The sequence below is a fragment of the Nonomuraea polychroma genome (assembly GCF_004011505.1).
GTDB lineage: Bacteria > Actinomycetota > Actinomycetes > Streptosporangiales > Streptosporangiaceae > Nonomuraea > Nonomuraea polychroma.
This window is the reverse complement of record NZ_SAUN01000001.1, coordinates 8951008-8971994: the sequence shown is the minus strand read 5'-3', so window position 1 is coordinate 8971994 and position 20987 is coordinate 8951008. Positions and strand designations below refer to the sequence as shown.

Sequence of the window (20987 nt, the reverse complement as noted above, 5' to 3'; positions counted from 1 at the left end):
GGAACGACAGAAACCGTCCCAGGGACGGATCCCCTGCGGCCCTCGCCAGGCGAGTCTGGAACCCATGAACCGACTAGCCCGGACAGCTGTCTTGGTCGTTGCGGCCGTCCTGATCGCGTCATGTGGCGGGCGCTCCACCACCGCCACCCCGGCGGGTGGGCACGCCGGCCATTCCGGCCACACCGCCACGTCCACGCCCGTGGCCGCCCCGCTCCGGGCCGGCGAACGGTTCGTGAATCTGACCATGGCGGAGCCGTACACGCCGGGCCCGCCCAACGGCGGCACGGACGACTACCGTTGCTTCCTCATCGACCCGAAGCTGGCGAACCGGATGTTCCTGACCGGCGCCCAGTTCCAGCCCCAGAACACCGACCTCGTCCACCACGCGATCTTCTTCCGGCTCAACCCCGAGCAGGCCGCGCGGGCCCGCGACCTCGACGCCGCCACCCCCGGTCAGGGCTACACCTGCTTCGGCGACTCGGGCGTCGACGAGGCGTCCTGGGTGGCCCATTGGGCGCCCGGCACGAACGAGACGCTCCTCGACGCGAAGTACGGATACGAGCTGCCGCCGGGTAGCCAGCTCGTCATGCAGGTTCACTACAACCTGCTGGGCGCGGCGGGCAAGCCGGGCACCGATCGTTCGGGGATCCGGCTGCGTCTCACCGAGCAGTCGCTGACGCCGCTCGAGACCGCGCTGTTCCCCGCCCCGGTCGAGCTGCCCTGCACGCCGAAGGAATCGGGCCCGCTGTGCGACCGGGCCGCCGCGGTGAAGGACGTGATCGGCAGGTTCGGCAAGGAGATCGAGGACCAGCTGGCCGGACTCGCCGAGTTCTGCCGCGCCGCCGAGCCCGGCCCCACGCAGCACTGCGACCTGCCCGTCCAGGGCCCGGCCACCGTCCATGCCCTGGCGGGCCATATGCACCTGCTCGGCCGCGCCATCAAGGTCGAGCTGAACCCCGGCGCACCCGGCGCTCGCACGCTGCTGGACGTCCCCGACTACAACTTCGACGACCAGTCGCTTCGCGTGCTCCCCGCGCCCGTCCAGCTCAAGAAGGGCGACGTCGTCCGGGTGACCTGCACGCACGACGCCGGTCTGCGCGCCCTGCTGCCGCAGCTCCAGAACCAGCCGCCGCGGTATGTGGTGTGGGGCGACGGCACCAGCGACGAGATGTGCCTCGGCATCGCCATCGTGTCCCAGGCCTAGGATCCGTAGACCACCGAGAGGAACCGCACCAGGACCGCCTCCCTGCTCGCCGCCGGCAGCGCGTCCAGGACTGTGTTGACCACCGCCATCTCCGGCTGTCCCGCCCCTGGCCGCAGGTCCACCCCCACGGACGCGGCCAGCTCGGCGAAGGTCGCGTCGTCCAGTGCCTCCAGATCCAGGCCCGCCACCAACTCGACCAGCCCATCGGGCAACACGACGGGCCCGCGCTCCCGGGCGGCCGCGGCCGAATCGGCGATCACCTTCAGCATGGCGTCGACCCCGGCCAGCGTCACCCCGGTCACGGTGATGTGCAGGTTGGCCGGGATGCCGGCGTACGACAGCTGCGGCTGCAGGAACCAGCCCCGGCCCCGCGCCTCGTCCGCCAGCACGAACACGTCGATCCCGTCCCCGGCGAAGGCCACCAGCGACGACTCCGGCTCACCCAGCACCGGCAGCCCGGGGATCGCGGCGATGCCCTTACGCAGCCGGGTCGTGGCCTCCAGCGTGACGCGGCCCAGCTCCTCGTACCCCTGCCGGCCGAGCGCCTGCAGGGTGGCCCAGGCGCCGCCGAGCGGGCCCGCCGACCTGGAACTCTGGACGGTCGCGTTGATGATCGTGTAGCCGGGCCAGCCGGCCGAGGCGAAGTACGCCTTGCGGCGCATCGCGGGGTCGGCGAAGAGCACGACCGAGGCGCCTTTGGGGGCGTACCCGTACTTGTGCAGGTCGCAGGAGATCGAGGTCACGCCGGGCACGGACAGGTCGAACGGCGGGATGGCCGCGCCCGCGGCACGCAGCCACGGCAGCAGCCACCCGCCCACGCACGCGTCCACATGACAGGGCACGCCGGCAGCAGACGCCACGGCGGCGACCTGCTCGATCGGATCGATCACGCCTTGCGGATAGGACGGCGCCGAGGCGACGACCAGGATCGTGCCGTCGTCGATCGCCGCCGCCACGTCCTCCGCCCGCACCCGGTACGTGTCCAGGTCCACCGGCACGGCGACGACCTCGACCCCGAGGTAGTGGGCGGCCTTGTGGAAAGCGGGGTGGGCGGTGACCGGGACCACCAGGTTGGGGCGGTCCTTGGCCAGGGAGTCCCGGGCCGCCTTCACGGCCAGCATGATGGACTCCGTGCCGCCGCTCGTGAAGATGCCGTGCCCGCCGGAGCTCGCGCCGAGCACGTCGGCGACCGCGCCGACGACCTGCCGCTCCATCTCGACCACGCTGGGGAACGCGGTCGGGTCGAGGCAGTTGACCTCCAGCATCTCGAAGTACGCCCGCGCCGCCGCGTCGTTGACCTCGGCCCGCCCGGTGTCGTAGACGTAGGCCGTCACCTGGCCGCCCCGCACCGGTAAGTCGTGCTGCTTGAGCCTGGCCACCTCGGCCAGCAGGTCCTCGACGGGCCGTCCGGTGAAGGGGAGGTTCACGCAGGCTCCTTGCTCACGGCCCCGCCGCCCACGGGTGTCATGCGCCCGAACATAGTTCGGCCACCTGTCGTGGTCAATCACCTCAGCGCGTCCACGGGCTCCATCCTGGCCGCCCGCAGGGCCGGGTACAGCCCGGCCAGCAGGCCCACCACGGCCCCCGCGACGGGCGCGGCGAGCGCCAGGCGCACGTCGAGGAGCGGCGTCCACTGCTTGGCGGCGGACACGCCGACGACCGTCACCACGCCCAGGCTCGCGCCGATCACCCCGCCCGCCAGCCCGATCAGCGTCGACTCCAGCAGGAACTGGGCGGCGACGTGCCGCCTGGCCGCGCCGAGCGAGCGCCGCAGGCCGATCTCGGCGATCCGCTCCATCACGGTGACGAGCGTGACGTTCGCGATGCCGACCGCGCCGACGACGAGCGAGACCAGGCCGAGGATCAGGAACAACGCGTTGGCGTCAGCCTGCGCCTGGTCCCTCGCCCGCGTCGGGCTCGGCGGGGCGATCACCTGCAGCATGTCGCCGTTCCCCGGGCTGAGCGCGTCCGGGGCCTGCCCGGCGATCAGGCCCGCGGCGCCCAGGCTGGTGTTGACCAGCACCCTGGTGACGTCGCGCAGGCCGAAGCGGCGGCCGACGGTGGGCGGCACGATCACGGCGGTGCTCAGGTTCCGTTCGCGGCGCAGGTCGCCCAGGATGCCGATGACGGTGTACGCGTGCCCGCCGACGAAGATCGCCGGCGCCCGGTCGAGGTCGCCGATCCCGAGCATCTTGGCCGCCTGGTCGCCGATCACCGCCACCCGGTCGCCGCGCCGGATGTGCCCAGCGTCGTAGAACCGGCCCCGCACGATCCTGCCGCGTGCCGCCTCCGGCAGGCCGGTGGTCGCCGCCATCACCGTCAGGGTCTGCGCGGTCACCCTGGTGGGGTCCACGATGGCGTTGGCGCGTACCGAGACGTTCGCGCCGTCCTTCGACTCGGCCACGGCGGCTGCCGACTCCACGCCGCGCAACCGGGTCAGCCGGTCGATCGCGTCCCACTCCACCAGCGGGACGTTCTCCGACTCCGGCACCTCCACCGTGATGGCGGTGGCGACCAGCTCGTCGAAGCGGCCGACGATCTGGTTGCCCGCCGTGGCCGCCACGCCGAGCGTGACGACCAGCGTGGTGATGCCGAGCACGGTGCCGAGCGTGGTGAGCGCCGTGCGCACGGGCCTGGCGAGCAGCCCCGCGAGGGCCTCACCGGCGAGATCGCGAATGTGCATCAGAGCTCCGTCAGCACGCCGTCGGTGATGCGGACCCGCCGGGCGGCCCGCTCGCCGACCTCCCGCTCGTGGGTGATCACCACCAGAGTCAGCCCCTGTGCGCGCAACTCGTCGAACAGGTCGAGCACGGCCTCGGTGTTGCGGCTGTCCAGGTTGCCGGTGGGCTCGTCGCAGAGCAGCAGCGACGGCTCGCCCATGAGGGCCCTGGCGATGGCCGCGCGCTGGCGTTCGCCGCCCGACAACCGGCCGGGCGGGAAGCCCGTCCGGTGGCCGAGCCCGACGCGCTCCAGCGCCGCCAGGGCCCGCTCCCTCCTCCCCTTGCGCGGCCGCCGGTGGTAGATCTCGGCGAGCATCACGTTCTCCGCCACGCTGCGGTGGGAGAGCAGGTGGAAGGACTGGAAGACGAAGCCGATCCGCTCGCCGCGCAACCTGGTCCTGGCGCCCTCCCGCAGCGTCGTGGTCTCGGCGCCGTCGAGGCGGTAGCTGCCCGCGCTCGGCCGGTCCAGCAGGCCCAGCACATTGAGCAGCGTGGACTTTCCCGACCCCGACGGGCCGGCGATCGCCAGGTAGTCACCCCGGTCCACCCGCAGCGAGACGTTGTCCAGGGCCCTGACCGGCGGCTGGGCGGGAAAGTCCTTGCGGATGCCGCGCAGCTCGATGACCGGCTCAGCCATCGCCGACCACCACCCGGTCACCCTCCTTGAGCGCGCCGGCGACCTCGACGTTCCCGTCCGCGGCCAGGCCGGTGCGTACGCCGACGTCCCTGGTCCGGTCGGGTGCGTACTCCACCCGGACACGGGCCCTGCCGTCGGCCCCGGTGATCACGGCGGCCACCGGCACCACCAGGACGGGCTTCTCGGTCGCGCCCACCGTAACCCTCGCCGTCACCGGGGTCCCCGCCCGCAGCCCTTTCGCCGAGCCCGGCGTGAGTAACACCGGCTGGGCCCCGTCCTCGGGCTCCTCGGCACCTGGCACTCTGGCCCGCTCGCCGACCGCGGTGAGCCGCGCCCGGTGCGTCTTGCCCGTGTCGAGCTCGATCACCGCCTCCATGCCCGGCCGCAGCAGCTCGGACTCGGCCGCCTCGACCGAGCCCGTCACCATGAAGGAAGACCCCGTGACGGTGGCGACCTCGTCCTCGATCCGCTGCCCCGCCTTCACCGCGGTCTTGTCCACCCGCGCGGGCAACGTGGGCAGGAACACCACCTCACCGGGCGGGACGGAGGTCCCATACGTACGCGCGAACTCGGCCAGCATCGCCCTGGCCGCCGCCACGTCCTTCCCGGCGCCCGCCACCTTGAGCCGGGTCGGCGAGAGCCGCCTGGCCTGGCGCAGCGCCTGCTCGGCGGTGGCGAGCGTCTCCCGGGCGGTGCGCACGGCCTTGCGCAGCTCCTCCAGTTTGGTCTCCCGGGCCTGCTCGGCCTCCTCGAGAACGCGTTGCCGCGTCGCGCGGGCGGCCGCGAGATCCTCCCTGGCGTTGGCCACGCGCAGCTCGAGAAGCCGCGTGTCGGCGGCCGGGGCAGCGGTGGACGGCGGGGCGGTGGTTCCGGGGGCGGCGGAGGGGGTGCTGCTGGGCGGGTTCCTGGCCGCGTCGAGCGCCTGCTCGGCCTCCAGCAGCTTCTCCTCCGCCGCCCGCACCGCCGCGTCGGCCGCCGCCAGCTTGGTCTCGTCCTCGGGCGTCAGGCGCCGCGACTCGGCCAGTCTCAGCGCCCGTTGCGCCGCGGCCAGGTCGGCCTTCGCGTTGCGGGCCTTGAGCTTCCACGGGAGCACGTCACGGCCCTCGTCGAGTGCCTTCTTCTCGGTCGCGAGCGTCTCCTGCGCCGTCTGCACGGCCTTGCGCAGCGTGTCGTACGTCTGACGGTCGGTCAACGACGGTTGCTGGGCCTCGTAGCCCTTCGCCGCGTACATCCTGGTGACGGCGGCGATCGTGGCCCGGTCGAACACGCCGGAGCGCGGCCCGCCGTATCCCAGCCTGCGCAGCGCCCCCTGCAGTTGCTCGACGTCGTCGCCCTTGGCGCCGGGCGCGATCGTACGGTGCATCGGCACCGGGCCGCGCAGCGCGAACACCGGGCGGCCGTTGACCTCCATCAGCACCGCGCCTTCCGCGAGCCGGCCCTTGCGCGGCGCCCGGGTGGCACGCTGCAGTTCGGACGTGCCGCCGACGGCCCCGGCGAGGCTGATCGGCAGTGGGGAGCCGTACTCCAGCGTGCCGCTGACCACAACGGTGCTGACGAGCTTGCGGCGCTCGACGGCGGCGGTGATGAGCGAGGCTTTCGGCGCGGCGCGGCGGGCGGCCTCGTCGGCGGGGGAGCGCAGCCGTGTGCTCAGCGCCCAGCCGATCGCGGCGACGACCACGACGCCCGCCATGACCGTGACGAGTAGCTTGCGTGGTGAGGTCATGAGCGGTCGTCACATGCCGAACTGCTCGTAGATCTGCTTCTGGATGGCGAGATCCTTCGGCAGGTAGGCCGCGTAGAAGTCCTTGCCGCATTCCAGGTCGTCGAGCGCGGCCTTGATCTCCTTGGCCAGGTACGGCCTGGCCTCCTCAGGGGTGAGCGTCGGCGAGTACCTCATCGGGATCTCGCCCTCCTTCAACGGAGGCGGGACATCGGGTATGTCGTCACGCTGGGCCCGTCCCAGCCGGTCCTCCTGATCGGCGAACTGCTTCGTGCCCCGCTCGGACAGGGCCTTCGGCGTGGTGTCGGAGATGGAGTAGCCCTTGCCCTTCAGGCACGTGGCCATGGCGGAGGCCAGCTCCACCAGCCGGGGATCGGAATTGAGGGTGCTCTCGATCGCCCGGTTGGAGGCCTTGTTCAACTGGGCGTAGTAGTCCATGTCCGACTTCACGTCCAGGCCGAGCACCTGCTTGACCGCCACGGCCATGCAGGCGTCGCTCGCCTTCCGATAAGCGCTCATCTGGGTCTTGGACAGCGAGGACTGAATCGCCCAGTTCGGGTTGATCTCGGGGTTGTCGGGCTTGACAGCCGGGTTGCCGAACTCCTTGGGGTAGACGTGCATGGCGAACACGCCGAACCCATATTTTTCGCGAAATTTCCGCATTACTGAGTAGTCGCCGGAATCGCGCTTGTCGTCCTGCAGGGCCCACTTCTGCTTTGACACGAAGGCGACGTACTTGAAGCCCTTCTGCTTCATGCAGTCCGCCTTGGCCGCTTCAAGCTGGTGCTTCTTGTCCCCGGCGGTCGGGGATGGCGGCGCGCTCTCGGCGGCGCCCCCGCAGCCGCTGAGAACGGCCACCGCGGCCAGGGCGAGGAACGTTCTCCTGGGCCTCATCAGAACGCCCCTCCACCGAACTGCTGGACGACCCGCTCGCTGATCTCGGTGTTCTTCGGCAGGTAGGCGGCGTAGAACTTCTTGCCGCACTCCAGGTCGTCCAGGGCTGCCTGGACCTCTTTGGCCAGGTATTGACGGGCGGCGGCCGGCGCGAGGCGCGGTTCGAAGTATCGCCCGCGGGGCAGGCCCTTCTCGGGGATGTCGTCGTTCATGGCGATCCGCTTCTTCTTGTCCTCGAACTCGTTCCAGCCCCGGTTGCTCATGTCCACCGGCCTGACGGAGTCGACGCGATAGCCCTTGCCCTTGAGACAGTCACCCATGGCGGCGGCCAGCTCGACAAGCCGGGGATCGCCGTTGAGCTCGCGGTCGAGCGTCTGCTTGAGCATCTGGTTCTCCTGCTCGGCCCAGTCCTCGTCGGACTTCACGACGCGGCCGTTGATCTGCTTGATCGCCTGTGTCCTGCAGGAGGTGAGCGCCTTGCCGTAGGCGGCCTGCTGAGCCGGAGAGAGCTCATTTTTGATCGCGAAGTTGGGACTGTCGGTCTCGCTCCAGATCGCGCGTTTGCGGTCCGGGTGGGCGAGGAGGAAGAAGACGCCGAAGCCCTCTTCCTGGCGCTGCTTGCGCATCGCCGCGTAGTCGCCCGAGACGGCCTTTTTCCATTGGTCGTCGATTTTCGGATCCGGGACCCAGGCGACGTACTTGAAGCCCTTCTGCTTCATGCAGTCGGCGATGGCTGACTGAATGCGTTGCGGCTGATCGGATGGGCTGCCGCTGGTCGTCTCCGGCGCGGGTCGCGCCTGCGTCGTGGAGGCGCATCCGGCCATCCCGACGAGGCAGAGCACGGCCAGAAACAGGGGTCTGTTCGGCATGCCGATGACCATACTCCGTTTAACGAAGCATGGTCAATCCAGACAATGCCGCCGGTGACGGAAGGGCGCGACGGCGGCCCATCCGGCCAGCACGACGAGCACACCCCAATAGGCGAGGTGTTGCCTGGTCAACTGCTCGACATGGATGATCAGCTGGCCGGAGGCGGCCAGCAGGTAGATGCCGCACGCCAGCGCCCACCGGTGGTCGCGCGCCAGGTAACAGCCCGCCGCCGCCAGCCCGAACGCTGCCGCCTCCACCGCCATCCTCGGCAGCCCGAGCGGGTACGACGTCTCCTCGGCCATCCACGCGGGACCGGCCCACGCCGCGGCGAGAACAGCCGCGCACCACCACCACGACCTGGCCCGCAGCGCCGGGCGAGGCACCGAGGCGAGCACCACCAGGCCGGCCAGCACCACGGCGTATGCGGCCGCCACCGCGAATGGGCTGCTGTCCGCGAAGAGGGCCCGGTCGGCGAGCCACGACGGGTGGACGGGCAGCAGCGTGACGTCGAACGGTTGCTCCCCGCTCGCGATCGCGACCGCTTTGACGCCGACGGCGAGGGTGAGGGGGACTGCCGCGCGGACCCGTCCCCGCAGGACGGCCAGCAGCGCCAGCGCCGACAGCAGCGTCCACACCGGTAACGCCCCCGCGTACGGCAGCAGTGCCGCCAGGTTCGCCGCCGCCACGGCCGTGACCGCAAGGTGCAGGCCGTCCACCCACACGTTGCCCGTCGCCTGATGGGCGACGCGGCTGCGCACGCCGCCCACGAGCAGGCCCCAGGCCTCCTTGAGCGCCGGGACGGACCGGCCCGGTTCGGCGGATTCCAGCAGGACGTCGAGCAACTCGTCGCCGTGCGTCGCGCGGTACTGCCTCGGATAGGCCAGCAGCAGCCTGCGGTAACGCCGCTCCAGCGGCGTCGAGGGGAGGGCCGGGGCCGTCGACGGGGCGGTCGGCTCGGCTGCGGGCAAGTGGCCGGTCGGCTCGACCACCGTCATGGAGCGGACGGTCTCAGGACGAGGGACGCGGCCGCCTGCATCCGTCTGGCCTCGGCCTCCACCAGCGCCTGGCCCTCGTCGGTGATCCTGAAGTATCGGCGGTTGCGGCCGTTGACGACCTCCTCGCGATCCACGGTGATCACGCCACGCTCGTTCAGGCGTTCCAGGATGCCGTAGAGGGTGCCGACCGACGGCTGGACCCGGCCCTCCGACAGCTCCTTGATCGACTTGCTGATCGCGTGTCCGTGCAGCGGGCCGGCGCGCAGTGCGGTGAGCACGAAGTACATCGGCTCGCTGACTTCAGACGTTCCCCTCGGCATGACGCCGACATTATTCCGTTGAACGGAGCGTGCGCAACGCCCGGCGGCCTTCCCCGAGCCGCCGGGCGTGCACGCTCACCTACACCGTTCGCCGTTCAGGTGGAACACCTCGGGCGCCGGGTTCGGTCCCCACGGGTTCGTGCCGGTGAAGCCGAAGGTCACGGACTTGCCCGCCCTGATCTTGCTCTCTCCTCTGGCCGTCACCACCGAGCCGGACTGCGACAGCTGCGCGCCCCAGTCCTGCCGGACCCGCTGGCCGCTCAGGAAGGACCAGCGCAGGCTCCAGCCGTCCACGGTGCGCCTGCCGGTGTTCTCGATCACGACCTGTGCGGCGAACGTGCCCGAACCGTGCGCGGTGTAGCGCACCCGGCAGTCCGAGCGCTCGCCCTTGTCCGCCAGGAAGGCCGACACCCAGGCCAGCGGGGAGTTCCAGTTGATGGTCAGCTCGTTCGTCGACCACGACTCGATGTGGTCGATGTAGCAGAACTGCGGCTTGCAGCCCTGGAGCAGCCGCTGCGCGAGCGGGTCTTGGATGCTGGAGTTCGGGCCGCCGGACAGCGTGCCGCGCGGCGGGTTGGGCAGCGCGGGGTCGAGCTGGCGGGCGTACCAGCGGCTGTGCTGGTTCTTCGAGGCCACCTCGCCATAGCCGGTCACGTACGACTGGTTGAGCGCGTTGCGGCCGAGGATGTAGTCCATGCCCTCGCGCACGGCGGCCCGGTACTTCTCCTGCCCGGTCAGGTCGAACGCCGTGGCCATGACGACCATGTTGTTCAGCACCAGGTTGTTGGAGCCCCAGTCGAAGTCCGGCGGGTTGTACGGCAGGCCGTACGGGTGCGCCTTCTGGACGGCCAGATACTTCTCGGCCCCTTCGATCACCGACTGCCGCACCCGCGCCCGGTCCGGCAGCCCGTTGGGCACGGTCGCCAGGTCGAGACGGCCGAGCTGGGCGGTGTTGCCCCAGTCGAAGCCGCGATCACGCCAGATGTCGCCGGTGTGGTGCGGCGAGGCCAGGATGAAGTCCTTGAACTCCTTCTCGCCCGTCGTGATGTACAGCTCGGCCGCCGCCCAGTAGAACTCGTCGGTCACGTTGTCGTCGCTGTAGGCGCCGCCGCCGGTGCCGTCGTTCGGGTCGGCGTATCTCGCCGGGTTGGCCTTGGCGGCCGCCCACGCCTTGCGGGCCGCCTGGAGGTTCTTGGCGGCGAACGCGGCGTCGTACGGGGCGTACAGCCGGGCCGCCTGCGCCGCCGTCGCGGCCAGGTTGAGCGTGGCGGCCGTCGAGGTCGGGTGCAGCTCGCGCAGCTGCGGGTCGAGGTGCGGCAGCAGCGGGAGCCCGGTCCAGTTCTGGTCGTGGATCTTGTGGTGCGCCATCCCGGCGAACGGCTTGCCGTCCGGCACTTGCATGCTCAGCAGGAACTCCTGCTCCCAGCGGGCCTCGTCCAGGATGTCGGGCCTGCCGTTGCCGCTCTCGGGGATGTTCAGCTGGCCGTCCTTGAAGGCCGCCTTGTCCCGCTCGTACGCGGCCATGAGCTGGTAGACCGAGATGCCGCCGTTGACGACGTACTTGCCGTGGTCGCCGGCGTCGTACCAGCCGCCCTTGACGTTCAGCGAGTAGTCGCAGACGCCCGGCTGGCAGGGCACGCTCACGTCACCCTGGTTCGGCGCCACGCCGACGTGGCCGGCGGGCCTGCCGTACCCCGGCCGGAGGCTGTCGAGGATCTCGATGCCGCTGCGCTGGGTGTAGTAGAACTTCAGCGCGTCCGCGGGAAGCTGGTCGTAGATGCCGGCGTCGATGTCGAACGGCCGGCTCGTCTCGCCGTCCGCCGTGATCGTGTAGTCCTTGCCGGTCCTGCGGTATGCGCTGAAGTCCAGCGTGTGCACGTTCTGCCCCGAGCTGGCGTCCACACCCTTGGGCGTGGTCGTGCCCTTGGCGACGGTCTCGTTGGCCGCGTTCTTGAGCTCCCAGTCGAGGGCGGTGGTCGCGGTGGTCACCACGGTCGCCTTCTTGGGGCCGGTCGGGAGGTAGCCGACCATGTTCACGCGTACGCGCGGGCCAGTGTCCGGCTCGTAGACCTCGGGCTCCGCGCCGCCCTTGAGCGACACGTCGTCCATGCAGAACCTCCAGGGCTCGGCGCTGCCGCCCAGCTGGAACACGACCTGGGAGTTCGGCAGCGACGCGGGGGCGGTGAAGGTGTAGGAGTAGGAGTCGCCCGAGTCGCTCATCTCGGGTGCGGCCGACAGATACTGCGTCCACGGGTCCACGGGCAGCTGGATCAGCGCCCTGCCGACCTTGGCCGGGGTCGCTGAGGCGGAGAACTTGTAGGCGTACGCCTCGCCTTCCACCAACGGGATGTCGTTCTGGCCGATGATGACGTCCCACGGGTTGGCGGTGCCGCCGGGGATGTCGGCGCAGAGCCGTCCCTCGTCGACGGCGAGCGTGACGTTGGAGGTGCCCCACCAGGGGGCGGTTCCGGTGTCGAAGGTGCCGTTCACGATCTGCTCGGGTCCCTCGTCCGCGGCGTGCGCCGCCGTGGCGGGAGACAGGGCGACCATGGTGAGAAGGGCCAGTAAGGCGGCCCGGCATCGGGTCATGGAGGTCCTTTGAGGGTTGGGAGCGCTCCCACTAGAGCGTTCCGATCCTCCTTTCCCGCCGCCCTCGCGTCAACGGGTCCGCACCATCGGCCCTCGAAGACGGTGAAAGTTTCATGCGTGAGAGCCGAACCGGCGGGCGAGGAGCTCGGCTCGTCGGTGGTCGTACGGCGCGTCCAGGCGCGCAGCGTCGGCCATGGCCCGCTCGGCCGCCCGCAGGGCCGCCTTCCGTCTGCCTGTCGCGGCCAGCAGCAGGGACCGGGCCCAACCGATCCTGGCGGCGGTGCCCGGATTGCGGACCAGGTAACGGGAGAGGTGGGCATACAGCAGGCGTGCGGCCGCCCGGTCCTGACGGACGGGCGACCGGCCGTCGGCTCCGGGGTGGTCGGTCGAGATGCTCCAGAGGAGCTCGGCCAGGCCGGTCCAGCATTCCAGCATGCCGGGCTGCGCCGACGGCAGCCGCGCCGCCAGCACGAGCGCCTCGGCCAGCGCGCTTCGTGCCCTGGTCGGGCCGTCGTCGCACGGCTCCTGTCGCGCCTCCAGGCGGGCTGAGGCGGTGAGCAGGCGAAGGTCCTGGATCGCCCGCATGCCCGGGCCGTCACGGAGACCCAGTTCCTTCTCGTGCGTGCGGCGCCGTTCAACCGAGGCGCGGGCCGCCGCCACCACCTTCCTGACCCGCTCCACCGGCACCTCGTCCAGGCGCAGCAGCGCCTCCGCCCGGCCCATCAGGCACCAGTGGCGGCCTATATCGTCGCCCACCCGCGCGACCGCGAGTTCCTCCGTCTTGGCGAACAGGTCCGCGGCCGCCGCAAAGTCCCCGCGCCACAGTGCCGTCTCGGCGAGCATGCCCACGCAGCTCTCCGCCATCCGCGGATCGAGCGTCCTGACCCGTCCCTCGGTGAGCGACCGCCGGGCATCCTCGAACCCGCCGGAGTAGAGCTGGTCGATCCCCCGCGCCAGCCGGGCCCGGTTCTCGGCGTCGGATGGGTGCTCGACGCTCGCCAGGGCATGGTCGGCGAGCGTGCCGTAGCGGGCGGCCAGGCGGTGGCGTCCGGCGATACGGGCAGCCGTGGCCACGTACGCGTAGGCCTCGGCTTTCAGCGCCGGGTCGGCCGTCCGCTCGGCGGCGTTGAGCTGGCGGAGCGAGGCGACCAGCATCCTGGGAAGGTCCTGCTGGTGGTAGGCGATCCTGGCCAGCAACGCCAGGGCCTGCGCGGCCTCGGCCCCTGCGGCATCCGTACGAGGAAGCCGCAGGAGGCGGTGCGCGGCCTGCCGGGCGGCGGCGGTCATGAACGCGGCCGCGAGACCGGCGGGGGACGTCGGCAGCGGCTCGCCCAGGGTGTCGAGCGCGGCTCCGGCCAGGCGGGTGGCCTCGCGTTCCCTGGCGAGCTGGTGCTCGCTCACCGCCGCCATCCTGAGCCGGCGGGCACGCAGGTGGGGAGCCTCAGGAGTATGGGCGAGGTGTCGCCGGACGATCGCCACCGACTCCTCGTACAGGCGTAAGCGCAGGCACAGCGTCCAGTAGTGGTCCAGGAAGCCGGCCTGCCCGGACACCGGCCAGGCCAGCCTGATGTTGTCCATCTCCGCGCCCAGCACCCGCGTGACCTCGGCGTCCGATCCGTCCTGGAGCGCCATGGCGTGGCGGTCGAGGAGGCGGGCGAAGTAGAAGGCGTGCCGCTCGCGTGCCAGAGGGTCCTTCAGATGGGCCGCGGCGAGCTGCTGGATGAGGGGGTGGATGGCATACCGGCCAGAAGGGGTGAAATGGATCATGCTCTGGTCCACCAAGCGGACCAGCACCTCCGGGGTGGTCCTGGCCACCTCCAGGGCCGCCGCCAGCGTGCAGCCGCCGCCGAACACCGACAGCGCGGCCAGCGCCTCCTGCCCCGCCGGTTCGAGCAGCTGCCAGGACGTCTCGAAGACCGTACGCATGCTCGCGTGCCGGGCGCGGACCGCGGGGCCGCCGGTGGAGAGCAGGCCAGGGTCCACGCCGAGGCGCTCGGCCAGGTCGGCGCAGGGGATGGCACGCAGCAGGCTGGCCGCCAGCTCGATCGCCAGGGGGAGGCCCCCGGTCGCGGTACAGATCGCGGCCACCAGCGGGGCCTCCCGATCCGGGTCGAACCCCGGTTGGGCCTTCAGAGCCCGCGCGGCGAAAAGGGCCTCGGCGGCCGGCCCCGGCAGGCCCTCCACCTGAACGATCACCTGGCCGAGCGCCTCCAGCCGTCGCCTGCTCGTCGCCAGCACGCGGACGCCTGGAGCGGCGCGCAGGATGTCGCCGATCACCGGGTCGAAGGAGGGCAGGTGTTCGAGGTTGTCGAGCACGAGGAGCATGGAGCGCCCGGTGAGGGCGGCGAGCAGCAGCTCCACGGCGGGACGGGGGGGCGAAAGATCAACACCGAGGCGGCGGGCGAGCGTGGTCACGGCCGCGTCGGGCCGCACGCCCGCGAAGGACACGAACGCGGCGTCGTGCTCGACGGCTTCGGCCGCGGCGATCGCGAGTCGCGTCTTGCCGATTCCGCCCAGACCCAGCAACGTGATCATGCGTTCCCGGGACAACAGGGAGCGGAGGCGGCGGATGTCACTCTCTCTGCCGATCAGTTCCGAGGCGGGGACGGGCAGCGGAGCGCGGCGCGCTGCCGGGGGTCGGGGCGCGAGGTCCTGCCTGAGCGCGCGGGTCTCCGGCGAGGGATCGACGCCCAGTTCGTTCGCAAGGCGGCGGCGCAGCTCCTCGTAGCAGGCCAGCGCGGCGGCCCGGTTGCCGGCTCGGGCCAGGGACGCGATCAGCAGCCGGTGGGCCTCCTCGTCGAACGGGTCCAGCTCCGTCACGATCCTGGCCAGCCGTACGACGTGCTCGGAGGCGGAAGCTCCGGAGCGTACGAGCAGCTCTCGCAGCAGCAGCCGCGTCCGCCGCCGCTCCGACTCCAGCCAGCTGGCGAAGGCGGGCGCGTCGCCGAAGGAGAAGCCGTCGAGAAACTCCCCGCGCCACAGCCGAAGAGCATCGGCCACTGTCGGGGCCCGCGTGAGCTGCCAATAGTCCACGAAACAGGAGTCGTCGGCGCGGAAGCCGACGTGGTCGCGGGTGATGTCCAGCCAGCCACCAACCTCCCTCCGCAGCTCCGACAGCGCCAGCCGCAGGCTGCCGCGCGCGTTGGCGTCGGGGCGCTCACCCCACAAAAGCGCCGCGAGCTCTGCCCGCGAGCGTGCGCCGGGCGTGGTGGCGAGATAACAGAGGAGAGCCCGGGTCTTGGCGGAGCGGATCCCCAGGGGCGCCCCTCCGACGGCCAGCTCGGGCGTGCCGAGCAGCAGAAGGGTAAGGGTGTCTCCCATACCTGAAGGAGACTAGGCACGGGCCCCCGGTCCCGCTGTGCCAGCCGTTACCGAGGTCGTGTGCTCTGCGCTACTGACCTGCGATCTAACGATGCGCTCACGATGCTTCCCGCACCCTGATGCCGCGTTTCGCGAAGGACGCGAAGCGTGAGCACACGGGGAGGAACAACATGCGCTCTCGCAAGACGATGGCCGCGCTCGCGCTGGCAGGGGGGCTCGTCACGCCGGCGGTTCTGGCGGCGAGCCCGGCGGCCGCCGCGGCCGACTCGTGCCGCGTGACCCTGTACGACATCGACGCCGGCAGCGTGGCCGACCGGGACGGGCGGGACGAGCTCCGCTTCAGGGTCGAGGGGAACCTGTTCCCCAGATTCGATGCCAAGTACCACCCCATGAGGGCCGGCGGGGATGGGGACCCCGCCGACTTCGAGCACCCGGTCGCGATCATCTCGCGTACTGAGGACGTGCGCTTCAACCTGCGCGAGACCGAGGGCCCGGCCTGGGGCGCCGGCGACAGCCTTGGATCCGTCGTCGCTCGCGGCTCCACCTGCGCCGGGCTGGACGAGGGCGAGACCGAGATCGTGTCGGAGACCCTCGAGGGGAGGCAGCCGACGAAGTACGAGTACGTGGTAAGGATCAAGCTGACCGGACAGTAACCGCCCCTTCGCGCGAAGGCCCCGGCCCGTCCCCTCGGGGCCTTCGTCACGCGTCCCCGGGGCCGCATCGGTCAGAACAGCGTCCCGTCCGGGAATCAGGCGACATCCCTGGCGGTGGCCGCCTTGTCGCCCATCCCGACGCGAGCGTAGACCGCCGGGTGTCTGGCCCGCAGCGTGATCGCCCACAGCGCACCCACCGAGCACGCTCTGCGCGATCGAGCCGCTCTTGGGCGCCCCGCTGCGGGCCCGCGTGCGGCCGAAGACGGCCGGCAGCACCCGCTCGCGCCCGAGCGCGAAGAAGTAGCGGGCGGTGGTGTTGTAGAAGGAGATCATCGCCGCGCACACGCTGGTAGCGAAGAGCACCCTGGCGATGTCCACCACCGTGGCGCCCAGGTGCTGCGCGGCGAGCACGAAGATGGTGTCGGCCTGGCCGCGCTGCGCCGTGGCCACGATGTCGGCCGGACCGGTGGCGACCGTCATCGCCCAGGACGACAGCGCGTACAGGCCGGCGATGATCGACGCCACGCCCGGGTCCGCCGTGCATTGGGTGTGCCGCCGAGCGGCGGGTACCGTCGGGATTATGCGCGCGTACCTCGTGGCTCTCACCGCGCTGGCCGCGCTGGCCACCGCATGCGGCGGCGTCGTGCCCACCGCGAGCGAGACGGCGCTGCCCGCGGCGGCGTCTCCCACCGAGTCACCCGCCACCCGCCCGCCCGCCGCGCGGGCGCTGGACGGGAAGGTCGTGGTGCTCGACCCCGGCCACAACGGCGGCAACGCCGCGCACCCGGAGCAGATCAACCGCCAGGTCGACATCATCACCGGCCGCAAGGCCTGCAACACGACCGGCACGCAGACCGACGACGGATTCCCGGAGCACGTCTTCACCTGGGACGTCGCCGGCCGGCTCAAGCCGATCCTGGAGCGGATGGGCGCCAAGGTCGTGCTCACCCGACCCAACGACAAGGGCGTCGGCCCGTGCGTCACCGAGCGCGCCGCCATCGGCAACGAGGCCAGGGCGGACGCCGTCCTGTCCATCCACGGCGACGGCGCAGAGCCGAGCGGGCACGGGTTCCACGTGATCATGCCGGGGCTGCTTCCCGGGCACAACGACGACGTCGTCAAGCCGTCCCGGCGGCTCGGGCTCGCCGTGCGCGACGCCTACCGGGAGGGCACCGGCATGCCGTACTCCACCTACCGCGGCCGCGAAGGGCTGGAGACCCGGACCGACCTGGGCGGGCTCAACCTGTCGAAGCGGCCGGCGGTGTTCATCGAGTGCGGCAACATGCGCAACCCCGGCGACGCGGCGAAGATGTCCGACCCGGCCTTCCGGCAGCGCATGGCCACCTCCCTGGCCGACGGGATCAAACGTTTCCTGAGCTAGAGGCCCCGTACGCCCGCAGAAAGGCGGCGACGCCGGCCTCGGAGAGCCGTTCGAGGTCGGCTTCCGTGTAGTGGTCGCCGCCTCCCCAGAACATGACCTTGTTCACCGGTATCCACAGCAGCAGGCCTACGAAGTGCTCGGCGGCCAACCGAGGGTCGTCCAGGCGGAGCAGGCCCCGACCGGCCAGGCGCTCCAAGGCGGTGGCCAGGGTCACCAGTGAACGTTCGAATCCCTGCTCGTACCAGGTGCGGCCGAGATCGGGGAAACGACCCGCCTCGGCGATCACCAATCGGCGCAGGCGCAGCAGGTCTGGCCGCATGATCGCGCCCAGGAACTGCCTGGCCAGCTTGCCCAGGTCCGCCGCCAGGTCCTCGCTGTCGTCCAGCGCCGTGATGATCATCTTCGTCAGCCCGTCCACCTGGCCGGTGGTGTCGAGGATGATGCTGGTGAAGAGCTGCTCTTTGTCGGTGAAGTGCTTGTAGACGGTCTGCTTCGACACCGACGCCAGCGCCGCCACCTCGTCCATGCTCGTGCCCACGTAGCCGTTACGCAGGAACACCGGCCGCGCGGCCTCCAGGATCTGCCTGCGCTTGCGTGCCGTCCGGCTGTCCTCTTCCGCTGCCATGGCCGCCCTTCTCTCGCCCGCTGACAAGACAGTACTAGACAGTTCCGTACTGACGCCAGTACTGTACCGTCTAGTTCCAACGACGACCGATGAAGGACACACCATGACCGACCTCCAGAAGCAGGTGCAGGAAGCCGCCGACAGGCTCGTCGAGTCCGGCGAGGAACGCGGGCTCCAGGTGGCCGTCTACCGTGACGGCGAGCAGATCGTGGACGTGGTGGCGGGCGTGGCCGACCCGGAGACCGGGCGGCCCGTCACCTCCGACACACCCTTCTACAACTTCTCGATCGGCAAGGGCGCCACCGCGACAGTGGCGCACGTGCTGGTGGAGCGGGGCATGTTCGGGTACGACACGCCGGTCGCGGAGCTGTGGCCGGAGTTCGCCCGGCACGGCAAGCAGGGTGTGACCGTGCGCCACGTGCTGTCGCACACGGCCGGCGTGCCGGGCGTGCCGCTCGACACCACGCCGGAGGACGTGTGCGACTGGGACACGATGGTGGCCGCGCTGGAGGACGCCGAGCTGTGGTGGGAGCCGGGCACCAAGGTCGGATACCACGCCTACACGTTCGGCTTCCTCGTCGGTGAGATCGTCCGGCGGGCCACCGGCAAGCCGATCTCACAGGTGCTGCTGGAGGACGTCACGACCCCGCTGGGCGTGGCCGACGAGCTGTACTTCGGGATGCCGGAGAAGGAGCACGCGCGCCTGGCCAGGCTGGAGGACGCCCCTATGGACATGTCGGCGTTCGCGGACATGCCGGCGGACCTGCCGATGTTCAAGGCCGGCCCGATGACGCTGATGCCGACCGCGGCGCTGGGCAACCGGCCCGACTACCTGTCCGCCGACATCCCCGCAGGTGGCAAGACTTCGGCCAGGGCCATCGCGCGCATGTACGCGGCCCTGCTCGGCGAGGTGGACGGGACGCGGCTGATCTCCGCCGAACGGTTGCGGGAGGTGACGTCCATGGTCTCCAGCGGCGTGGACGAGGTGTTCGGCATGCCGTCGACCTGGGGGCTCGGATACTCCATCGGCGGTCACGCGACGGCTGAGGAAAACCCGGCGAGGTTCGGGATGGCGGGGGCGGGCGGGAGCACGGCCTGGGCCGACACCGCGACCGGCGTGGTGTTCGCCCTCACCAAGAACCGCCTCACCAACGACTTCGCGGCGGCCGAGCTGATCGGCGGGATCGTCACGAGCGGCTGAGCGACCCCGGCAGCCAGGCCGGGAGCGGGCGGGAGGGTGGCGTCACCCGTCGCGGCAGAGCGGCCTCCCGCCGACCACGCACGCGATGTCGCCGAGCTGACAGCTGAGCAGGGTGCCGTCCATGCCGAGCACGAGCACGAGGTCGCGCCGAGACGGATGAGCCAGCATGACTCTGCCCACCACGCCATTGTCCAAGACAACGGTGGGGCGGTCTGCCGCGATCTCCATGCCCTCGTGACTCCTCTCCGATGAAAACCCTCCTCACCAGGATGCACAGGCAAGGGTCCAAAGCGCATCGGCCATCCGGCTGTATTTACGGTCCTGCCCGGACGTACAATCCCGCCCCCGCAACGCGGCCGCCCGGCAAACGAGAACGTGTTCTCTTTCAACCCGCCTGTCCCGTCCGACGAGCCGAGTAGGATAGGCGACAGCTTGTACCTTGGCGAAGGAGACGGCCCCCTCGTGACGGAGCTAGAACGCGTTCCGCCCGGCATCGACCCGAGTGTCCCGAGTTCGGCTCGGGTGTACGACTATCTGCTCGGTGGGAAGGACAACCTCGCCATCGACCGCGCGGTCGCCGAGAAGCTTCTCGCGGTGGCTCCGGACACGCGTCTGGTGGCCAGAGCCAACCGGGTCTTCCAGATCGAGGCCGTACGTCACGTGGCGAAGCTGGGCGTACGACAGTTCATCGACCTGGGCACCGGCATCCCGACCTCGCCCAGCATCCACGAGACCGCCCGAGAGGTGAGTCCGTCCTGCCGGGTGATCTACGTGGACTACGACCCGGTGGTGCGCATGCACGCCCAGGTGATGCTGGCGGACGCCCCCGGCATCGCCTCCATCCAGGCCGACCTGCGCCGCCCCGCGGACATCCTCGAGGACCCGCACGTCACCGGTTTGATCGACTTCGACCAGCCGATCTGCGTGCTGATGGTCGGCGTGCTGCACTTCGTGATGGACGAGGAGGATCCCGCCGGCATCGTGGGCGCGTTCCGCGAGCGTATGGCGCCCGGCAGCTATGTGATCCTCTCCCACGCGATGGCGGAGAGCGACCCGGAGGCGATCGGCCAGCTCCAGATGGCGACGGCCGGCACGGCGGCCCAAGGCAGGTTCCGCACGCACGAGCAGGTGCTGCGGTTGCTCGACGGGTTCGAGCTGATCGGGCCGGGCCTCGTGTCCGTCCAAGACTGGCACGTCGGCCCGGCCGAGGATCACATCCCGCTGCTCGAAGGCGCGCCGCGGCTCCTGATCAAGGGCGGGGTCGGGCGGCTCAAAGCTTGATCCACCTGATGATCTGGCCGAGCTGGGGGACGAGCGGCTCGGAGGCCATCACGGTGACGATGACACCCTCGCGCTGAAGCCAGCCGGCATACCGGCCGGGGCCCAGCGCGCCGTCACCTTCCTTGGTGAGCACCTTGCGGCCGCCGATCTTGGCGAGCTTCGCATGGCCGAACGTCCCTAACTGGAGCGGCGCCTTCTTCAGCTGGGCGAGCGTGCGTGCTTCCGGCCAGCACACCACCCGCACCCACAGCATCTTGCGCTTCCTGTCCATGTCGTCGCGATCGTCCGACCACAGGTAGCCGTACTCGGTGAGGCCGTCGTGCTCGTCGACGACGAGCTCGCCGTGCGTGAAGCCCTTCGGGAGGTAGTGCAGCCGGACGCCCTTGAGCGCCTTGTAGCCCTCGGCCGGCTCATCGGTCCTGGACTTCGCGTCGGCGGGAATCGGGCACGAGGGGCGGTCGGCGGCGGCCAGGGCGGTGCCCGGGACGGCGATCATCGCGGCGGCAACGGTCGCGGCGGACAGAGCTGCAAGCTGCTGAAATCTGGTCACGTCGGGGTTGGATGCGGCGAATGTGG

Annotated in this window: 18 protein-coding genes; 5 read left to right on the top strand and 13 right to left on the bottom strand. The window is 70.9% G+C overall.

Annotation, left to right across the window (positions count from 1 at the left end; all coding sequences use genetic code 11):
• Positions 1-64 precede the first annotated feature (64 nt).
• Entirely contained in the window at positions 65-1204 is a 1140-nt protein-coding gene (locus EDD27_RS41240) for a monooxygenase (protein ID WP_127937215.1), read from the top strand.
• On the opposite strand, the gene EDD27_RS41235 is transcribed toward EDD27_RS41240, so the two are convergent.
• From EDD27_RS41235 to EDD27_RS41190, 10 genes are all read right to left on the bottom strand, one after another.
• Positions 1201-2631, bottom strand: coding sequence for a pyridoxal phosphate-dependent decarboxylase family protein (locus EDD27_RS41235; protein ID WP_127937214.1), 1431 nt, complete (start codon positions 2629-2631; stop codon positions 1201-1203). The genes EDD27_RS41240 and EDD27_RS41235 overlap by 4 nt on opposite strands.
• Before the next feature lie 77 nt (positions 2632-2708).
• Positions 2709-3887 (bottom strand): ABC transporter permease, encoded by a 1179-nt coding sequence (locus EDD27_RS41230; RefSeq protein WP_127937213.1) that lies wholly within the window; start codon positions 3885-3887, stop codon positions 2709-2711.
• Positions 3887-4561: an ABC transporter ATP-binding protein gene (locus EDD27_RS41225; protein WP_127937212.1), complete on the bottom strand. Its 675-nt coding sequence runs from the start codon at positions 4559-4561 to the stop codon at positions 3887-3889. Before EDD27_RS41225 ends, EDD27_RS41230 begins: the two co-directional genes overlap by 1 nt.
• Positions 4554-6284, bottom strand: a complete 1731-nt coding sequence (locus EDD27_RS41220) for a peptidoglycan-binding protein (RefSeq protein WP_127937211.1) — start codon at positions 6282-6284, stop codon at positions 4554-4556. Before EDD27_RS41220 ends, EDD27_RS41225 begins: the two co-directional genes overlap by 8 nt.
• A 9-nt stretch (positions 6285-6293) precedes the next feature.
• A complete protein-coding gene (locus tag EDD27_RS41215) occupies positions 6294-7175 on the bottom strand; it encodes a hypothetical protein (RefSeq protein WP_127937210.1) in 882 nt (293 codons plus the stop codon).
• A complete protein-coding gene (locus tag EDD27_RS41210) occupies positions 7175-8044 on the bottom strand; it encodes a protein-tyrosine phosphatase family protein (RefSeq protein ID WP_127937209.1) in 870 nt (289 codons plus the stop codon). The genes EDD27_RS41215 and EDD27_RS41210 overlap by 1 nt, the downstream gene beginning before the upstream one ends.
• A gap of 33 nt (positions 8045-8077) precedes the next feature.
• Complete coding sequence (locus EDD27_RS41205) at positions 8078-9040, bottom strand: hypothetical protein (protein ID WP_127937208.1); 963 nt, start codon at positions 9038-9040, stop codon at positions 8078-8080.
• Positions 9037-9360, bottom strand: coding sequence for a PadR family transcriptional regulator (locus EDD27_RS41200; protein WP_127937207.1), 324 nt, complete (start codon positions 9358-9360; stop codon positions 9037-9039). The genes EDD27_RS41205 and EDD27_RS41200 overlap by 4 nt, the downstream gene beginning before the upstream one ends.
• A gap of 75 nt (positions 9361-9435) precedes the next feature.
• Positions 9436-11949, bottom strand: a complete 2514-nt coding sequence (locus EDD27_RS41195) for a glycoside hydrolase family 9 protein (RefSeq protein WP_127937206.1) — start codon at positions 11947-11949, stop codon at positions 9436-9438.
• 111 nt (positions 11950-12060) lie between these two features.
• Positions 12061-15270, bottom strand: coding sequence for an ATP-binding protein (locus EDD27_RS41190; RefSeq protein WP_127937205.1), 3210 nt, complete (start codon positions 15268-15270; stop codon positions 12061-12063).
• Positions 15271-15440: 170 nt separating this feature from the next.
• On the opposite strand from EDD27_RS41190, the gene EDD27_RS41185 reads away from it, so the two are divergent.
• Together EDD27_RS41185 and EDD27_RS41180 are read left to right on the top strand one after the other, a co-directional pair.
• Positions 15441-15923, top strand: a complete 483-nt coding sequence (locus tag EDD27_RS41185; RefSeq protein WP_127937204.1) for a hypothetical protein — start codon at positions 15441-15443, stop codon at positions 15921-15923.
• 370 nt (positions 15924-16293) lie between these two features.
• Positions 16294-17304, top strand: coding sequence for an N-acetylmuramoyl-L-alanine amidase (locus EDD27_RS41180; protein ID WP_241564530.1), 1011 nt, complete (start codon positions 16294-16296; stop codon positions 17302-17304).
• Here EDD27_RS41180 and EDD27_RS41175 read toward each other — a convergent pair.
• Entirely contained in the window at positions 17285-17929 is a 645-nt protein-coding gene (locus EDD27_RS41175) for a TetR/AcrR family transcriptional regulator (RefSeq protein ID WP_127937203.1), read from the bottom strand. The two genes, EDD27_RS41180 and EDD27_RS41175, sit on opposite strands and share 20 nt — an antisense overlap.
• A gap of 103 nt (positions 17930-18032) precedes the next feature.
• On the opposite strand from EDD27_RS41175, the gene EDD27_RS41170 reads away from it, so the two are divergent.
• Positions 18033-19130 carry a serine hydrolase domain-containing protein gene (locus EDD27_RS41170; protein ID WP_127937202.1) on the top strand — a complete coding sequence of 366 codons (1098 nt, stop codon included), beginning with the start codon at positions 18033-18035 and terminating at the stop codon, positions 19128-19130.
• A gap of 42 nt (positions 19131-19172) precedes the next feature.
• Here EDD27_RS41170 and EDD27_RS41165 read toward each other — a convergent pair whose 3' ends face one another.
• Positions 19173-19358 carry a hypothetical protein gene (locus tag EDD27_RS41165; RefSeq protein WP_127937201.1) on the bottom strand — a complete coding sequence of 62 codons (186 nt, stop codon included), beginning with the start codon at positions 19356-19358 and terminating at the stop codon, positions 19173-19175.
• A gap of 234 nt (positions 19359-19592) precedes the next feature.
• Between EDD27_RS41165 and EDD27_RS41160 the strand changes: the two genes are divergently transcribed.
• A complete protein-coding gene (locus tag EDD27_RS41160; protein WP_127937200.1) occupies positions 19593-20411 on the top strand; it encodes an SAM-dependent methyltransferase in 819 nt (272 codons plus the stop codon).
• On the opposite strand, the gene EDD27_RS41155 is transcribed toward EDD27_RS41160, so the two are convergent.
• Positions 20401-20961: a hypothetical protein gene (locus tag EDD27_RS41155; RefSeq protein ID WP_127937199.1), complete on the bottom strand. Its 561-nt coding sequence runs from the start codon at positions 20959-20961 to the stop codon at positions 20401-20403. The two genes, EDD27_RS41160 and EDD27_RS41155, sit on opposite strands and share 11 nt — an antisense overlap.
• Positions 20962-20987 lie beyond the last annotated feature (26 nt).

What these genes read in the sequence shown, in the direction of transcription:
- EDD27_RS41230 (WP_127937213.1), bottom strand. Translation starts at nt 3,887, where the DNA reads ATGCACATTCGCGATCTCGCCGGTGAGGCCCTCGCGGGGCTGCTCGCC.
- EDD27_RS41170 (WP_127937202.1), top strand. Translation starts at nt 18,033, where the DNA reads ATGACCGACCTCCAGAAGCAGGTGCAGGAAGCCGCCGACAGGCTCGTC.
- EDD27_RS41195 (WP_127937206.1), bottom strand. Translation starts at nt 11,949, where the DNA reads ATGACCCGATGCCGGGCCGCCTTACTGGCCCTTCTCACCATGGTCGCC.
- EDD27_RS41215 (WP_127937210.1), bottom strand. Translation starts at nt 7,175, where the DNA reads ATGAGGCCCAGGAGAACGTTCCTCGCCCTGGCCGCGGTGGCCGTTCTC.
- EDD27_RS41180 (WP_241564530.1), top strand. Translation starts at nt 16,294, where the DNA reads ATGTCCACCACCGTGGCGCCCAGGTGCTGCGCGGCGAGCACGAAGATG.
- EDD27_RS41190 (WP_127937205.1), bottom strand. Translation starts at nt 15,270, where the DNA reads ATGGGAGACACCCTTACCCTTCTGCTGCTCGGCACGCCCGAGCTGGCC.
- EDD27_RS41205 (WP_127937208.1), bottom strand. Translation starts at nt 9,040, where the DNA reads ATGACGGTGGTCGAGCCGACCGGCCACTTGCCCGCAGCCGAGCCGACC.
- EDD27_RS41240 (WP_127937215.1), top strand. Translation starts at nt 65, where the DNA reads ATGAACCGACTAGCCCGGACAGCTGTCTTGGTCGTTGCGGCCGTCCTG.
- EDD27_RS41225 (WP_127937212.1), bottom strand. Translation starts at nt 4,561, where the DNA reads ATGGCTGAGCCGGTCATCGAGCTGCGCGGCATCCGCAAGGACTTTCCC.
- EDD27_RS41185 (WP_127937204.1), top strand. Translation starts at nt 15,441, where the DNA reads ATGCGCTCTCGCAAGACGATGGCCGCGCTCGCGCTGGCAGGGGGGCTC.
- EDD27_RS41200 (WP_127937207.1), bottom strand. Translation starts at nt 9,360, where the DNA reads ATGCCGAGGGGAACGTCTGAAGTCAGCGAGCCGATGTACTTCGTGCTC.
- EDD27_RS41210 (WP_127937209.1), bottom strand. Translation starts at nt 8,044, where the DNA reads ATGCCGAACAGACCCCTGTTTCTGGCCGTGCTCTGCCTCGTCGGGATG.
- EDD27_RS41220 (WP_127937211.1), bottom strand. Translation starts at nt 6,284, where the DNA reads ATGACCTCACCACGCAAGCTACTCGTCACGGTCATGGCGGGCGTCGTG.
- EDD27_RS41165 (WP_127937201.1), bottom strand. Translation starts at nt 19,358, where the DNA reads ATGGAGATCGCGGCAGACCGCCCCACCGTTGTCTTGGACAATGGCGTG.
- EDD27_RS41175 (WP_127937203.1), bottom strand. Translation starts at nt 17,929, where the DNA reads ATGGCAGCGGAAGAGGACAGCCGGACGGCACGCAAGCGCAGGCAGATC.